Raw genomic sequence first — 15951 nt, 5'->3', positions numbered from 1 at the left:
TTTATCTCCGCGGAGATCTCTCCTATTGTTCGTCGCTTATCTTGCGCACAATGAAGTATGCCGGGATCAGAAGGGCCAGCACAATAAGCAATGTCGTAAAAAGCGTCAGACGGTTCGTGGCAATGGCCGCTTTTGATATTTCAACCTCGGGGCGGGAAGTAGCGATAATGCCGAGCGTCGTACCTTTGGAATCTTTCAAAGGAATATAGCTTGCAAGATGCGGCCTTCCCAGAAAGAAAGCGCCTCCCGAATACGCCTGCCCGTTTTCAAGCACGCTTTGACGGACTGCCGCATCGGTAAGCTTTACGCCAGTGGGACGCGTTAAGCCGTCAATATCAAGAACGGTGGAGGCGTACAGCGTATCATTCTGAAACACGGTTGCGTCCAGGCCTGTGACCTTCTTGAAGGCATCCAAAAAAACATTATCAAGCGATTCCCCGACCTCTATAATGCCGAGTATCTTTCCGCTAGTATCCTTAACCGGAGAAGCTCCGCGCACCGAAAGTCCTTCCGGTAAGGTTGTGCCGATGTCTCCAGCGGAAATTCCGGAAAGTGCCATTACTCCTGCGGAATCGCCAAGGATCGTTTCTCCCCGCGCGGTACGCAAGTTCGCGCGTACCAGAACCTCTCCGGTTTCGTTCGTCAGGGTCAGAAAATCCACCATAAGCCTTTCCTGAAGCATCTTTGCCTGATCTTCCATGGCGGCAAAATCCTTTGTGGCAAGGGCTCTGCTTAATTTTTCATCCCCGGCTCCATTAATACTTTTTGCGCGGAGTTCCGAACTCATGCGTGAAAGGGTATACGAAAAGACCCGCGCGTTTGCCTGGATGCTTTGCGACGCATCCGCCCGCATACGGGCCAGCAGCAGTGCGGAGAAGGTGAACGTGACCACAAGCGAAACGGCAAGAGACATCGCTACAAAAATGAGCAGAAGTTCTTCTTTGAGACGCGGAAGAAGGTATTGCCAAACCCATACCGCAAGAATTCCAAAGGCAAGAGCGCGCAACGCATGTTCCGCAAACCACAATGTGCCGGGCGAAAGGCTCTTTACCGATACGCTTCCAAGAAAAAACGATGCCGCAAGGAAGGCAAAGCAAAACCAAAAAGGTTTGAGAGGTTTATTGAGCTCGGCTTTATACCTGCGGAATGCCAGTACGGCTATGGCAAGGCTCAAGAGCCCTCCCGCAACATAGACACCGGACAATAAACCCGCAACGCTGGGAATAAAAAACAACAGCTCAAATGTTTTCGGGCGCAAAGGGGGCGTCTCTAAAATAACGCTCAACGCGATACACAACAGCCCCAGTATCAACAGTGTCATTCCGCCAAGAAGCAATAATTCATTCGAAATATCAAGCGCGTGCAAAACTTGCCATACGGCAACAGCGCCAAAACCGAACACTTTGACAAGAGATTTTTTAGTTCGGGTGAGCTTCCCGGCATCCGCAATAAGCCATGCCGCCACAATGAACATTACCGCTCCAAAAAATTCTATTGCGAAGTGAATATTGTTTATCCAGAAGATGGACAGCATAGTGATTAAATAATTAATCTTACTCTCCAGTAATGTTATTTCAACTGAAGCGCCCTGGCAAGGAGGTCATCCGCTCCATATAACCCGATGCGCCGTTCTTCCAGTATACCATCTGTGTTAATGAAAAAGAAGGAAGGAAGGACTGTGATGCGATACGCCTCGCCGACAATGCCATCGGAATCTGAGAGGACCGGAACTTCAAGCTCCATGCGGCTGGCTATGATACGGGCGGTGTCGGCAGGTTCAAGATTATCTACCGCAAAAACAACGATTCCCGCATCGTGAAGCTTCCGGAATACGCCGTTGAGTATGCGCAGTCCATCTAAAGAATTTTCGTTCCAGCCGGCAAAGAAGAGAAGAACGACGCTTTTTCCCCGCAGGTCGCGCAAACGCACCACGTTCCCGCGCTGGTCCTGCAAAGTAAAGTCAGGTGCGGCTTGCAACGGAAACTTATCGGCGGGGGTTTCCGGTATCGCAGCTCCGGATCCTATAGGAGCTTCCACAAGCACTTCTTCCAGAAATTCCTTCTGGATATTGCGGACACCCCATACGGCGCCGGCCAAGAGCGCAAGCACAACTCCGATAAGCACGAATCTTTTTGCGCCACTTCCTTGCGGCGGTTGCTCCGGTATTTGAGGCGGTAAAATTTTCATTGATACATCAGGCATATTAGCGGCCGGTAAATATTTGCAATACCCGCTCCCACCAACCGGCTTTCTTGAGCGGGACGGTGAGGGTTAAGAATGTAGGCTTGGATATTACGATCTGGGAAGTTTTAGTGTTTTTGCGTCCGGAAGCGCTCAAACGCAGTTCGTATGTTCCCCGGGGAAGAAAATACCGGAATGCGCCGTCATTTTGGGTTGTTTGGGGATTCGTTTGTCCATAGGCAGCTCCATCCCATAAGCGCCAGGTTTTTGCATCTTCATCAAAGAAATACGCGCTTACGCGGGTATTCGCCAGACGTTCGGAAGTTTTGGCATCCACAACATACGCCGGTTCAATAACTCGAAGTGTTCCAATCTGCATCGCCTTACTGTTTCCCAGATCATCCGCAACTTCAACATGCATCGGGTATATGCCGGCCTTTTCAAATTCTATGTGTCCCTGAAACAGCTGTCCGCCAGGGTTTTTGACAAGATTGAACGGCGTATCACCTATACGGAACCCTGATTGCACCGCATCTTCGGATAGAGCCAGCGAGAACGCATAGGAAGCCCCACCGAACATATCCACGATATCCTCTTCCGGAAAAAGCTGCGAGGGTCCTTGCTGGATCCGCCAGGAGCCTACGTGGGGAGGTGTCGTATCTATTGTAAACCTCGCGGAAGTGGTCTGACTTATATTTTCCGCACGGTCGGTTGCGCGGAGAGATAGCATATAGTCACCGTCGACAAGCTCTTTGGGGAATGCAAAGCGATACGCCGATGTTACCGATTGATATCCTCGGACAAGCGTAGCTTTAGTAAACGGTTCTTCATTAAGAGCAAATTCAACGGCTTCAATCCCCGAAAAATCATCTTGCGCGTTGCCCTGGCCTCCGATACGTGGATTGTTCGTGCGCCTCGGAAGCGCCAGCGCGGCCTGGAGGGAAGGAGCAATGCTGTCAATGCGGATGGGAGCTATAAGCTCGCTTTGCGCATACCCGTCAGAACCGGAGAGTTTCAGTTCATAGTCCCCGCTTTGAAATTTTAAAGTTTCTCCCCAAGTATACGATGTTTCCTTCAGACCCTTCGCAATAATGCTCCATGTACGTTGTGTGGCAATTCTTGCTCTCGGATTACGGATGGATAAGGTAACATCCGCCACCGTATCACCATCGCGATCTTTTGCCTCCCAGATGATCTTGTGTTTGGCCCCGATAAAGTCATTTTTTCCTGGCCACAAAAGCGTAAACTCCGGAGCGTTGTTGGCAGTGATCGTAAAAGAATGCGCTGTGCTGCGGTTCATTGCGCGGTCCTCCGCGAAAACTTGAAATTCATTCACGCCATGACTTGGCAACGTAAGGACTGCCAAAAATTTACCTTCACGGTCCGTTGCGGCTCTACCCATCTCCTTCTCTCCCAAGAATATTAATACATTTGAAAGTGGTTCGGCCGTTCCACGCAAAGCAACCTGCAGCCCTTCTGACGCAATGTCGGCATCATCTACATCACTATAGAATGCGGGAGTTTCCCTAATCACTAAAGAAGGTTTTTGTGGCGGCTGTGTGTCTATGGTAAATACCATTTCCTTATATCCATATTTCTTTCGGGAGTCCTGGGCTCGGAAATAAAGCGCGATATTCCCTTCAGGGAATTGCCGCGGCATCAAAAGAGAAAATAATTCGTCACCGGAATTATACGACCCATCCCCTGCCGGAATAGCCGTCCAGTCGGTCTGGTTAAAACTATATGAGAGATTAGAGATGGTATAAAGATTCGAGCGGACTTGTCCTTTTAGATCAAGCGTACGCGTATTTATGAATGATGAGGTCGGCGAGTCAATTTTTATAATCGGCAGATCGTTCTTAAGCGTGTAAGGTCCACCAATGGCATAGGAATCTCCGATACCATCAGACGCGGTGATGCGCACTTTTACCCCCGGACCGTCTGGTGCAACCGTCGTATCCCACGCATAACTTGTCTCGGCGATATCCGTTGCCGTTGTAAGCCATGTATCTCCGTCATTGGTGGAATATGCGAAAGAGAAACGAAGCTTGTCGGCGTTGGGATCCTCGGCGCTCCAAGTGAATTTAACGACATCAGAGAGGATTCTTCCCGAACGGGGTAACAGTATAGTTACTTTGGGCGGAGTGTTCACTATAACTGACAAAATGAGAGACTCGGAAACACCTACTGCATCTTCGGCGACTAACGCGATGGTGTTTTTCCCAAGATTTTTTGTGGAAAGGACTACTCCCGCTATGCTGAAGGTTCCGTTAGGAAATGGTTTTACTTCATACTGGTCCGTGCCGTTTACCGTGATAAGTACCCGTGCGCCTGGAATGGAGATGCCGGATATCTTAAGAATCGCCTCCGATAAAATATCTCCATTGCGGGGTGAAAGTACCACGGGTTTTGGAGGGGGTGTGACAAATACCGAGAATCTATCTCCGGCGAGGATGACATTGCTTGTATTTCCTGCTTTATCGGTGCCACTTATTGTAACTGTCGCCACTCCGTCAAAGTCTTTGATAACTTCGTAGCGCGCCGTAAAATGCTTCTGATCGCCGAAATCGGTGGTTGGCGCAAGCACTTTTCCGCGTCCCGCCTGATCTACATATACCACAATATCCTTCAATGCCTCCGATGCCTCCACAAGAATATCTATAAATCCAGAATTTTTTACAATGGGAGCGCGGACAAGAAATGTCGGTCCTTGATTATCCACCAAAAATGGGCCAGCTGTTTTTTCATCAAAAAGCCCGACGCGATCGCGCGCCACGATACGAATAAAGACTTCCGCGCCATCCGGAAGATTTGTGGTATCAAACTCCATCTTGCTGGAGTTCGGGCTATTGTACACGACGGTCTTCCAGGTGCCGATAATACCCTCATCTATGGAATAATCTATGGAAATAGGGTTGTCGGAAAACCCAAAATCACCGGTTCCGTCCGGATCATACGCGGTGTAGGCAATAACTGTCTTGGCGGAAAGCAGTTCTCCTGTTGCCGGTTTTTCTATGGTAACGATTGGGGGTTTTGAGAGAAGCGAGAGGGGCCTTGCAGACATTACCGATTTGGGAATAAGCGCGGTAATAGTTCCATCGTCCGCAGATGATATAAAAAGATAGAGACCGTCTGTAGAGATGATGGGAGTTCCGTAAAAAGAGAAATTAAACTCCGACGGCTTGTCATACTGCCAATGTTTTTCTCCCGATGACGAAATGGCATATATGCTTTCGTTCGAAGGCACATAGATCGAGCCCAAACCGCCTACGGACACGCCGCCATCCACGCCGCTTGCAAGCGCATACGTCCACTTGAGCGTTCCCGCAGAACTCACCGCAAAAAGACTATGTGGCGGGCCGAAGGTACCGAAGTATATCGTTCCGTCGACCGCCTCCGCCAAACCATTACCGATATAATCGCCGCTTGCATCATATGTCCATTTAAGGGTCCCGTCGGGACTGATTGCAAAAAGTCTTGTGGTTGCGGCAACATATGCTGTCCCGTCAATGCCAACAAGCACGCTTACTGTAGCGCTCTGCCCAAGATCATATTTCCATTTGACCGAACTGTCGGAATTCAATGCCCACAAGAACCCGTCTTGGGTGGAAAAGTAGATCGTGCCGTCATCCGCGATAGCCGGAACGCCCCGGGAAGGGGCGGTAAGATCGATGCTCCAGCGAATTGTTCCATCGGGATTAAGCGCAAAAAATGCCGCTCCCGGCATGCCGGCTCCTGTGCCATACGTGTAGATCGTGCCATCCGCGGCGATCGTTGGAGAAGATCCGTCGCTCAAAAGGTTTGGTATCGACCAGACGACACTGCCGTTGACCGAACTAAGTTTAAAGAACCCGTATGGAGTAGGGACAATAAGATTGCCGGACTGATCAAGCGCAATCGTCGCATCAATTCCGCTTTGCGAACTATCGCCGATCGTCACGCGCCATTTAAGCAGCCCTTCGGGAGTAATGGCATATACGGGAGCGCTGGGTGCATACCCTCCAACGTATATAGTGCCATCGCTTCCCAGAACCGGATTTCCCTGAAAGGTAACGCCGGCGTCATACGGTGAAAGGTTGAGCGTCCATGCATGACCGAAATCTCCCGTCTGCGTGAAAAAAGTGCTATGCCGAGCCGTATTGCGTTCGTCATGCCCATATTTCGGCCATGATGAGTTGGCAAGTCCGCCGGCTAGAATAGATTCTCTCGGAACAAAAGCTGCAACAAAAATAAAAAGAGCCGCCAAAAGCGACCCAAATCCAAGTAGAGCATCTCTTCTTAAATTAATAAGAGATGGTTTTCCTGCTTCAGGACTCCAAATATCGCGCATGACTCTTTTCGGATACACTTTCCCCATACTACCCAGTATAGGGACATGTGGGGAAGGTAGAAAGGGAAAAGAAGGATATTAACGCATCCGCCGTATCCGTAGGGAATTTAGCACCACCGATACCGAGCTGAAAGCCATGGCGCCGGCCGCGATCATGGGATTTAAAAGCCCAAATGCCGCAAGAGGTAAAGCCGCGATATTATAGAAAAAGGCCCAGAAAAGGTTTTGTTTTATGACGCTGAATGTGAACCGCGAAAGCCGGATAGCTTCAACCGCTTTAAGAGGGTTTCCCTTAACCAGCACGATGCTGCCCGTCTCTATTGCGATATCGCTTCCCGTTCCCATCGCAATGCCAAGATCGGATTGCGCAAGCGCGGGCGCGTCATTTATGCCGTCCCCCACGAATGCGACGCGTTTTCCTTTGCTTTGGAGTTTTTGCACTTCCTTTGCCTTATCCTGAGGCAGAACTTCCGCAAGCACCGTATCAATGCCGAGTTGACGAGCTACGGCTTGGGCGGTTTTATGGTTGTCTCCCGTGATCATGACGGGCGTAATGCCCACCAGCTTGAGCTTGGAAATAGCCTCCATCGCATCCGGCTTCACCGTATCCGCCACCGCAACAATGCCCGACGCGCGACGTTCCACGGCAAGTCCCATTGCTGTCTTGCCTTCACTCTGCAGACGTTCCCATGCCGCATCCAGTGCCGCCGTCTCTATCCCCTCGCCTTTCAGAAATTGCGCCGTACCCATATGTATATCGCGTAACCCATTCTCTATACGCAATGACCCTCGTATCCCCTTACCCGGTATTGCCAGAAATTTTTCCGTTTCATAGAAAGTGACACCCTCCGATTTTGCATGCCCCACGATGGCTCCCGCAAGCGGATGTTCTGAGTTTTTCTCAATACTTGCGGCAATGCGCAGAATTTCTTTGATATCGATGGAACCTGCCGCCACCACGTCGGTAACGACGGGCTTTCCCTGGGTGAGCGTTCCGGTTTTATCGAATATGACCGCATCGATGTGTTTTGCCTTTTCAAGCGCCTCCCCGTTCTTGATGAGGATGCCTCTCCGCGCCCCGAGCCCCGTGCCGACCATAATGGCCGTAGGCGTGGCAAGACCCAAGGCGCAAGGACAGGCGATAACGAGCACGGCCACTGCCGGAATAATGCTCATGCCCGCATCGCCCGTTCTTAAATACCACCCCAGAGCCGTAAATGCCGCAATACCAAGCACGATCGGCACGAATATGCCGGAGATTCTGTCCGCGAGGCGCTGAATAGGAGCTTTTTTTACTTGGGCATCGGAAACCATTTTTACGATCTGCGCAAGAATCGTATTTTCTCCCACTTTTGTCGCGCGAACCTGTAGGGAGCCGTTTGTGTTCAGGGTTGCGCCAAATATCTCATCGCCTTCTTTTTTATCTGCGGGCACGGATTCACCGGTGAGCATGGATTCGTCAATTGCAGCGCTTCCTTTTATAATGATGCCATCCGTAGGAATTTTCTCACCCGGTTTTACGATCAACATGTCCCCCGCTTGCACATTCTCTATGGGTACTTCTACTTCGCGTCCTTCTAAGGACACCCGGGCAGTTTTTGCACCAAGTTGCAGGAGTTTTTTTATAGCCTCCGACGCCTGTCCCGTACTTTTCGCTTCGAAATACTTTCCCAACAAAATAAGCGCGGTGATGATGGCACCGGTTTCGAAGTACACATCATGCACTCTGCCCGCTTGCAAAGCCCAGATGCTGTAAAAAAGAGCCGCCAGCGTCCCGAGAGATATTAAGGTATCCATGCCGGGAGAGGCATGCCGCATTTCATTTATCATGCCGCGGTGAAATTGCCAGCCGAAATAGAGAATAACCGCCGTGGAAAGAGCCGCCATCAGCCACATAGAAAGTGTATGCCCGAAAAACTCCCCCCCAAACTCCAGACCGAACATGCCTATTACCGCAACGGGCGCAGAGATGCTAAGCGCCCAGACGGCCTTTTTCCTCGCTTCTCCAACCTCGCCGTGATGCATATGCTCGTCTCCGCCGCCATCGGCATGCTGCATACCCCCTGCAGCAGATGCGTGCTCCCCGTGGCTTTTGGCGGCATGCGCCGGAACTTCGTAACCGATCTGACGAATGGCATTGTGCAAATCATGCTCAGTGGCCCTCGTTTCATCATAGGATACGGTCGCCTGCTTTAACGCAAAATTCACCGAGGCGTCCTCAACGCCCGGAACTTTTTTAAGCGCCTTTTCATTCCGCACGACGCACGATGCACAATGCATGCCCTTGATATTGAATGAGATGTTCTTCATGGTCGTATGTATACTATGGTAACGTCACCGATTGCATGTTATCGGGAACATTTTCGGGGCCGTGGTTGCGGTGCGCGTCTATGAACGCACGAATACGCGTTTCATCAAAGTCATCGAACTTATCAAGTCTGGTCCAGGCGGTAAGCGCGATGTTTTTATCAAGCGGCCCATACGGCGCAAGAATCAGTTTTTTCCAGTTATAACTCTCGCCGATGGCTTTGAGTTTATCTACCACATCCACTGCAAGCTCGGGCTTATACTGCAAAATTACACCGCCATGTTCGAGGTTATGGATTTGATAGCCTTCTGGAACAGATTCTTTATGTATTCCCCAATTTGTCTGTATCGTAAAGTGCGGTCCGGATGTTGGTGGAATGGAATTATAATCACTTATGTCCGTTTTCTCAACATGCTGTCTGCCCTTGTCGGTAAGAAGCTCGCCGGGAGACGTTTTTAACGTAGCGGTATTTTTACCCGCAGAGCGCACAAGTCCAAAAATTCCTGCTCCAATAACAAGCAGCGCTACCGCCAGAGTAGCGTATTTCTTAATCCTCTTTTTGTGTTGAGCGGCATTCCGCTCGCGATCCTTCTCTTCGCGCTCCATGCGCTTGCGCTCGTAACGAGATGTTTCTTTTGTAGTATCCGATAGATTCTCCATAGATTTTTTAATCAATAACCGTTAACTGTGCCATCCGCCCACCCATGCTGCAGGTGATGGGAAAAATGCCCGACTTTGTTGGGTTGAAGGCGAGCTTGTTTTTTCCGATCTTAAGGGTCTTTGCCACGTTGTATTCGGGGATCACCGTCGTACCCATACAGCCCCCAAGCGGAATTTGATCGTTAATAATAAGCTCAACGGGCGAACCTTTCTTCACTATGATTTCTCGTGGATTATAACCGCCACTCCCTATTTCCACGTTCACTACCTGGATGTTGCAACCGGGGGTTTCGGGAGTGCAGCTTGGCTCATTTGATTCTTGGGCAACTTGCACAGCAAGTGGTTGGATTTTTGGCGCTTCGACTCCCTGGGGCCGCGGCACAACGGTGAAAGACCCGCGATACATGCCCATGGAGCAGGAAAAATTAAGTTCGCCGACCTCCATGGGCGTGAAGTTAATTTCGCTCTCTACGCTTTGCTGGATAAATTTAGTGATACCATATTTTTGCATAACGAGCACGCTTGCGCATCCATAGGCGTTTTTTCCGAAAACAAGCCACCGCACCGGTAGCCCCTGATAAATAGTGAAGTGATTTGGGACGTATCCGAATCCATCAACATCCATACGGACGATCTGTGTCTGGCCGTCAATAGTGACGTTTGGGTCGTTTACCGCCGAGCGCACATCGCCGATCGAGAGCGTGTTGGCAGAGCGAGAACCGCGAAAAACATTTGCGATGGCGGCAAGATCCCAATTCGATCCTATGAGTGCGAGTCCGTTGTTAATATTCATGAATCCAAGAATGAGCACAAACGCTCCCACAAACTTAAAGAAGGGTTTGGCGAAGGCGCTTTTCACAAAACTCGAAATAGCTCCAAGAGACACAAGCGCCGGCAGAGTTCCGAGCGAGAAGACGAGCATCGTGAGTGCCCCCGTGACGAAACTGCCCGTGGAAAGCGCGTATATTTGGAGCGCCTGCGTGAAGCCGCAGGGAAGGAAAAAGGTGCCAGCACCCATGAGGAAGGGGGCGAATTTACTCGGCCTAGCGGAAGCGTCGTGGATCTTGTGGCTGAAGAACTTGGGCATACGGAGGAAGTTCAGGCGCGAGGCACCGGGAAGCTTCAGCATATTTGCCGCCATCACAATCATGAATATCGCAGCACCGATGGATAGCCAGCCGGTTCCTTTGGTGGAGAGGGTCATGGCAGAACCCAAAAGCCCCACCAGACCCCCGCCAACCGTGTAGGAAGTAATGCGGCCAATATTGAAGAAGATGTGCGGACGAAATTTTTGAACGCCTGAAAGATCCGGGTAGAGTTCGTTATACTTGGAGGCAACGGTAAGCAGTAATCCCCCGGAGACCGCAAGGCACGTGGATGTCGCCGCGGCAAGTCCAATAAGGAAGATGTAGCCGAAGCTCATATTTTGCGAGATGCCCAGGCCAAAGTCGCCGCGCATGATTCCGGTCTGTCGCAGAAAATAGTAGGCGCCAAAAACAAGAAGAAGTATCGCAGCGCTCTCTGCGCGCTCACGTTTTAACTCGCCCCTTTGTATAGCCTGCATTCTTCGCATTTCCTTTGAGTTAATGGCTGGCGAAAGTCTCGCCCCATAGGGAGCGATGGTATACGGCTCGCCTTCGAGCACGCTCTGGAAATCGGCAAGACGAGGCATTTCGGTGGAGATGATCTCCGCCTTGCCGGTGCGATGGTTCACGTTCACTTTTTGCACGCCTTTAACTTCCTTAAATTTGCGTTCGACCAAAACTTCGCACGACTGACACGTCATGCCATGGATTTGAAGATTGAATTTTTTGAGAGATTGTTGCATAGGAAAGTTATTATTCTACCACAAGCTGTCCGCGCATGCCCGGGTGTCCCGAACCGCAGTATACGGAGCAGTAAAAATCGAAGATGCCCGCTTTATCCGCGGTAAATTCCGTTGTCTGAAAAACTCCAGCTCCAGCCATGAGGTTCACGTTGAACTCCGGTATGACGATGCCATGCGCCACGTCAGCATTCACAAGCTTCAGACGCACTACATCACCCTTTGTGACACGGATAACGCTCGGCTCGAATGTAAATTGCGTGGCCGTAACAGTAAATTCTTTGAACGTTCTCACTTCCTCAAGCACCGTAAGCGGAGTTGGAGAAACGCTAGGGACAACTGTCATCTGCGATGAGGGCGTTGGCGAATGAGTAGGGTCGGATGTTTTTGAACGGCGCTGTGATATAAATGCTCCGCCGACAATGATGGCTACGCCGATGGCAATGATTAAGTTTTTTTGCATAAAATATTGCGGCTAATAAATAAAAACCTAGCAGGCAATGATACACGCGGGCGTGTATCATTGGCGTACGCTAGGTTGAAATAATCTTAAAGTCTAAGCGATGAAAGTCCGCCGACCAAGAGCGGAGACGAGGCTTCGTTCTGAAAAAGGAGGTAATGCACAAAGTCCTTTTTTAACAACGCTTGTTCATTCTTATGTCGTCTGAAAAATTCCACAAAAACAACTCCAAGGAGAATCCATGAAAGAATATAGAACACACTATGTTCATGCCGTTGCTCTCCGCGAGACTCCGACGATTGCATCGCACCGCAGCTCTGCGGGACTATGGCATTACAGACGTTAGTCCCGTATACGCTACAAAATGAAGCGATGCGTGCGCTACACGACGTACGTTCAGCGCGCTCGGGAAGCGTGGATCGCGCCGCGTTCACCACCGAATACGCCGCGGTGCTGGCAAGCAACAGAAGAACAAAAATTGGCATCAAACGTTTGCACATAAATACAGCATACTTCCTGGCTCTTTCGCGGTCAATCTCCCGGTTTGGGACTTTTTTGCTTATCGGGGAAGAACAGGATGATGTAATCACGGTCTTGTTGAAGGTATGCGTCCTTTAATTTGAGAACCGCCCGAAAAAACCATGCGACCCCGTAAAGATACAGCCAGCCCGCAAAAAATGTAATAAGAGCACCGGCCAAAACATAACAGAGCGTTGGATGACGTTCCTTGAATTCATAAGAGAACATACTCCTCCTTTTTAAAGAACCTCTGCGGATTTTTATTTCAATTCTTTTCGCAACTCCTCCAGGAGTTCCTTTGCGCGCCGTGAAAGGCGTTTGGGCGTTTCAACTTCAACCTTAATGAGCATGTCGCCTCTCCCGCGTGCGCGGAGCCTTGGCATCCCCTTCTCGCGTAGTTTCAGCACGGTTCCGGAATCTATGCCTGACGGTATCCGTATTTTCGTTTTTCCATCAATGGTCGGAACTATCTTTGTGTCTTCTCCCAGCACCGCTTCCACAAGCGGAATACGCAGTGTGTAGTGGATATCATCTTCCTGACGCCTGAAATGTTCATGTGCCCTTACATGAATCGTTGCGTAGAGATCCCCGCTGTGCCTGCCGTAAAGCCCCGACTCCCCCTCGCTTTCCAATTTGATGACCTCGCCATCGCGTATACCGGCAGGAACATGCAACGTTACCGGCTTTATAAGCGGTATCCTTCCCTGCCCGTGGCAATCTTTGCATGCCTTTTCGGGGACTTTCCCCTCTCCTTTACAATGGGGACAGACCGATTCGGTCGCAAAACTTCCAAAAAATATCTGCCGTGTTTCCCGTACATATCCCGATCCGCTACAAGTCGCGCATGTCTTGATAGGCGTTCCGGGTTCGGCTCCCGTGCCGGTACAGTGCGCACAGCGAGACATGCGTTTCAATTCGAATGTTCGCTCCGCTCCGGTAAACGCATCCGAAAGGGTAATTTCCACGTCAATGGCGATATCATGCCCGCGCTCTCCTTGCCGGCGGTCTCGGCGCGTGCGTGATGAAAAACCCCCGCCGAACATATCGCCAAAAATACTGCCCAGGTCCACGCCACCTCCTCCTGCGCCATTCATAAAGTCTGAAAAATCAAACCCGCCTTGAGCTCCTCCTCCCTGGAAGGCTGTGCCGAATTGGTCGTATTGAGCGCGTTTCTGGCCGTCCGAAAGCACCTGATACGCCTCATTGATCTCTTTAAATTTTTTCTCATTTCCTCCGGTTTTATCGGGATGATGCTGGTGCGCGAGACGCCGATACGCCTTTTTTATATCGTCATCGGACGCGTCTTTGGAAACTCCGAGAATGTTGTAATAATCTTTTCCGGCCATACAAAATTTCTATTCAAAAAGTGAATCGGCGGTTTTCGGCCGCTTGTAGCGGACGATATCCGAAGGAGACAAAACCGCCGGAACTCCTACTTAATAACCCCGCCCTCTATTATTCAGTTATGATCTTGAGGTTTTGCAATTTTTCGTAAATCAAGGGAGGGATCGAATCTTTAGCTTTGGGAGGGTTGAAACGTGCACCTCCCTTGTTGAAGAAAAATTGCAAAACTGAACGAATCATAATTCAATGGTCTCCTTCTCCACCTGCACCGTCCCGATCTTCACGAACCCCGTATACACCAGCACATTGAATATGACGACCAGAAGAATAATGATAATCCAGCTTGCCGGTATCAGCAACAGGCGAATTATCGCAAATAGCGCCAAGGAAAAGGAAACCGAAACCACGTGTTGAACATTCGGAGACAGCGAATCTATCCGCGCAATCTGCCCATTAAGAGCATTGAAGAGCGCATCGGTAAACTCCGAATATACGCTGTTTGCGCTTGGCGGTTCCGTGAAGGGTCTCGATAGTCGTTGCAATATCTCCGCTTCTTCCGGTTTAACTTGCTCCACAACTCCGACCGGTACTGCATCCTCAAGCGTCCCCGTAAAGCTTTGAGCCCTAAATTCAACCTGCCGCTCGAACATGGTCTCGAAGGGAGAAACAATCCTTTGAAAGAAAGCTCTCGGAATACGGATGTCCTTAAGCTGCTCTACGGCGGGAGAAACGTAAAATACCGTGGAAACCGCAAGAGCAAGCGCGGTAAGCACGAACGACATGTTCTTCGGAACCGATTTTTCTATACCCAGCGAGATGCGATTCGCATTCTCCTTCATTATCCATTCGCGCGAAACGAAAAGCGAGGCCCAGAGGATTGCAAAAGCGCCAACCAGCTCAAGGGGACGCCCCGAGGCAGTAAGAAAATACGGCAAAATTCCTGCAAACAGCATCCCATGCGCCCAAGCCCGCTCATTAATTAAAAAAGCAACAAGTCCTAAGACCGTCGCATAGAGCGTGACCAGAGACACGAATAGGCCGATATTATTGAACGACCAAAAGCGTTCAGCGATATTTGCGGAATCCTGGAAAAACAGGTTTTTAATGAACAGCCAAAAAAGCACGCCGAGCGAAACAAGAAAAAATCCGAGAATAAGTTTTTTGATGGTGGGGCTCATGCAGATAATTCAAGTATACACTTTTTACATCAAACACGCGAGCTATTGACCCCCACACTAATAGTGGGCTGACGGCGCAGAGCGCCGCAAATAGTATCTGTGGCAAAAGAAAAATTTTCTCAAAAACAAAACTTTTGATATGCGTGTGTATTCACTAAGTGCCTACTATTAGTGTGGGGGTTGACAGATACTTGCTTTAATGGTAACATTAGAAACTTAGGAAAATTTCTCAGGAAATACATCATAAAAAGGAGGAACGTACCTTGAAATTCAAACAGTCCGGATACATATTTTTTGAGGTGCTCACCACAGTGGCTGTCATTCTAATCATCGGCGCGATTGCTGTTCTGTATCTGTAAGTGTTGGCCGTGGAAGCTGTGCTGGAGCGGTAATGGTCAATGTGAGTTTGAAACAATAAAAGGAGGAACGTACCTTGAAAATGACTCTATCGGATATTTTCATCATGGCCTTTGTGGTTGTTGTGCTGGCCGTGTTCTTTGTTGTGGACGCGAAAATCAATGCGTCAAAGCCCTATGTCGTCGAAACAGTCATCCCGAACCAAGTTGTCATGCTCCGCGCGAACAAGAGCGTGGGCAAATGCCTATCCTCCGACGATGAGAAGGCGGGTCTCAAGGAACTAGCCAAGACCTACAACGTTCTTGGAACAGGCGCTTCAGTGACCATCCCGCTCGGACAGGATAGCTGCACCGAATCGGTCCTGGTCAGCGTGGAGCCAATCTGAAGTAAGCGAAGGAGGGCATTCATGAGTACAGAGGTTTTACAGCAGTTTCTTGCGCTAGATAGCCAGATATACGGCATCGTCCAAGAACAGGCAGCACTTATCGCGGCGTTCATTGATTTCAACACGGATCGTTTCACGGCCGCAGATGTAGCTGTCAGCGATGCGAAGCCGGGTCAGCGCCAAGTAATGTTGCAGATGCCGTTTCAATCCGCAAGCGGTAAACGCGATTACTACTATTTTGAAGGAAATTTTTATCACTACCTTGGCTACGTCGATGTAACCTTCCATTCCCCGCCGCGCATAGTGCATCTGGTCGAGGGATGGAAGTTGCGGGAACTCCTACAAGGCCAATCGTTCGTGAGGTCCATCATCGGGTTACCGCAGACGGAGTAAACCCGCACCAA

Annotated in this window: 13 protein-coding genes; 2 read left to right on the top strand and 11 right to left on the bottom strand. The window is 50.0% G+C overall.

Annotation, left to right across the window (positions count from 1 at the left end; genetic code table 11):
• Window positions 1-22: 22 nt before the first annotated feature.
• The 11 genes from Q7S09_00465 to Q7S09_00415 form a co-directional block, all read right to left on the bottom strand.
• The gene (locus Q7S09_00465; GenBank protein ID MDO8557650.1) at window positions 23-1534 is read right to left on the bottom strand and encodes a cache domain-containing protein; all 1512 of its coding nucleotides are present in this window, start codon (window positions 1532-1534) and stop codon (window positions 23-25) included.
• A 35-nt stretch (window positions 1535-1569) separates the two neighbouring features.
• Window positions 1570-2187: a redoxin domain-containing protein gene (locus Q7S09_00460; GenBank protein ID MDO8557649.1), complete on the bottom strand. Its 618-nt coding sequence runs from the start codon at window positions 2185-2187 to the stop codon at window positions 1570-1572.
• Window positions 2188-2203: 16 nt separating this feature from the next.
• Window positions 2204-6538: a PQQ-binding-like beta-propeller repeat protein gene (locus Q7S09_00455; protein MDO8557648.1), complete on the bottom strand. Its 4335-nt coding sequence runs from the start codon at window positions 6536-6538 to the stop codon at window positions 2204-2206.
• A 51-nt stretch (window positions 6539-6589) separates the two neighbouring features.
• Window positions 6590-8821, bottom strand: coding sequence for a heavy metal translocating P-type ATPase (locus tag Q7S09_00450; GenBank protein MDO8557647.1), 2232 nt, complete (start codon window positions 8819-8821; stop codon window positions 6590-6592).
• A 13-nt stretch (window positions 8822-8834) separates the two neighbouring features.
• Entirely contained in the window at window positions 8835-9479 is a 645-nt protein-coding gene (locus Q7S09_00445; protein ID MDO8557646.1) for a DUF3105 domain-containing protein, read from the bottom strand.
• Between the two features lie 7 nt (window positions 9480-9486).
• Window positions 9487-11307 (bottom strand): sulfite exporter TauE/SafE family protein, encoded by a 1821-nt coding sequence (locus Q7S09_00440; protein ID MDO8557645.1) that lies wholly within the window; start codon window positions 11305-11307, stop codon window positions 9487-9489.
• Between the two features lie 10 nt (window positions 11308-11317).
• On the bottom strand, window positions 11318-11767 hold the full coding sequence (locus tag Q7S09_00435; protein MDO8557644.1) for a cupredoxin domain-containing protein: 450 nt from the start codon (window positions 11765-11767) through the stop codon (window positions 11318-11320).
• 86 nt (window positions 11768-11853) lie between these two features.
• The gene (locus tag Q7S09_00430; GenBank protein ID MDO8557643.1) at window positions 11854-12249 is read right to left on the bottom strand and encodes a hypothetical protein; all 396 of its coding nucleotides are present in this window, start codon (window positions 12247-12249) and stop codon (window positions 11854-11856) included.
• A 46-nt stretch (window positions 12250-12295) separates the two neighbouring features.
• The gene (locus Q7S09_00425; protein ID MDO8557642.1) at window positions 12296-12511 is read right to left on the bottom strand and encodes a hypothetical protein; all 216 of its coding nucleotides are present in this window, start codon (window positions 12509-12511) and stop codon (window positions 12296-12298) included.
• A gap of 32 nt (window positions 12512-12543) precedes the next feature.
• Window positions 12544-13629, bottom strand: a complete 1086-nt coding sequence (gene dnaJ / locus Q7S09_00420) for a molecular chaperone DnaJ (protein MDO8557641.1) — start codon at window positions 13627-13629, stop codon at window positions 12544-12546.
• A gap of 234 nt (window positions 13630-13863) precedes the next feature.
• The gene (locus Q7S09_00415; protein ID MDO8557640.1) at window positions 13864-14805 is read right to left on the bottom strand and encodes a hypothetical protein; all 942 of its coding nucleotides are present in this window, start codon (window positions 14803-14805) and stop codon (window positions 13864-13866) included.
• A 439-nt stretch (window positions 14806-15244) separates the two neighbouring features.
• Between Q7S09_00415 and Q7S09_00410 the strand changes: the two genes are divergently transcribed.
• Together Q7S09_00410 and Q7S09_00405 are read left to right on the top strand one after the other, a co-directional pair.
• Window positions 15245-15547, top strand: coding sequence for a hypothetical protein (locus Q7S09_00410; GenBank protein ID MDO8557639.1), 303 nt, complete (start codon window positions 15245-15247; stop codon window positions 15545-15547).
• Window positions 15548-15568: 21 nt separating this feature from the next.
• A complete protein-coding gene (locus Q7S09_00405; GenBank protein ID MDO8557638.1) occupies window positions 15569-15940 on the top strand; it encodes a hypothetical protein in 372 nt (123 codons plus the stop codon).
• Window positions 15941-15951: the final 11 nt, after the last annotated feature.

Source organism: bacterium (assembly GCA_030649025.1).
In the GTDB taxonomy this organism is placed as follows: Bacteria; Patescibacteriota; Minisyncoccia; order JAUYLV01; family JAUYLV01; genus JAUSGO01.
Note: the sequence above shows the minus strand (reverse complement) of the source record. Positions and strands in the feature narration are given on the sequence as shown.

What these genes read in the sequence shown, in the direction of transcription:
- Q7S09_00450 (MDO8557647.1), bottom strand. Translation starts at nt 8,821, where the DNA reads ATGAAGAACATCTCATTCAATATCAAGGGCATGCATTGTGCATCGTGC.
- Q7S09_00465 (MDO8557650.1), bottom strand. Translation starts at nt 1,534, where the DNA reads ATGCTGTCCATCTTCTGGATAAACAATATTCACTTCGCAATAGAATTT.
- Q7S09_00435 (MDO8557644.1), bottom strand. Translation starts at nt 11,767, where the DNA reads ATGCAAAAAAACTTAATCATTGCCATCGGCGTAGCCATCATTGTCGGC.
- Q7S09_00455 (MDO8557648.1), bottom strand. Translation starts at nt 6,538, where the DNA reads ATGGGGAAAGTGTATCCGAAAAGAGTCATGCGCGATATTTGGAGTCCT.
- dnaJ (MDO8557641.1), bottom strand. Translation starts at nt 13,629, where the DNA reads ATGGCCGGAAAAGATTATTACAACATTCTCGGAGTTTCCAAAGACGCG.
- Q7S09_00405 (MDO8557638.1), top strand. Translation starts at nt 15,569, where the DNA reads ATGAGTACAGAGGTTTTACAGCAGTTTCTTGCGCTAGATAGCCAGATA.
- Q7S09_00440 (MDO8557645.1), bottom strand. Translation starts at nt 11,307, where the DNA reads ATGCAACAATCTCTCAAAAAATTCAATCTTCAAATCCATGGCATGACG.
- Q7S09_00415 (MDO8557640.1), bottom strand. Translation starts at nt 14,805, where the DNA reads ATGAGCCCCACCATCAAAAAACTTATTCTCGGATTTTTTCTTGTTTCG.
- Q7S09_00430 (MDO8557643.1), bottom strand. Translation starts at nt 12,249, where the DNA reads ATGCCAATTTTTGTTCTTCTGTTGCTTGCCAGCACCGCGGCGTATTCG.
- Q7S09_00425 (MDO8557642.1), bottom strand. Translation starts at nt 12,511, where the DNA reads ATGTTCTCTTATGAATTCAAGGAACGTCATCCAACGCTCTGTTATGTT.
- Q7S09_00445 (MDO8557646.1), bottom strand. Translation starts at nt 9,479, where the DNA reads ATGGAGAATCTATCGGATACTACAAAAGAAACATCTCGTTACGAGCGC.
- Q7S09_00410 (MDO8557639.1), top strand. Translation starts at nt 15,245, where the DNA reads ATGACTCTATCGGATATTTTCATCATGGCCTTTGTGGTTGTTGTGCTG.
- Q7S09_00460 (MDO8557649.1), bottom strand. Translation starts at nt 2,187, where the DNA reads ATGAAAATTTTACCGCCTCAAATACCGGAGCAACCGCCGCAAGGAAGT.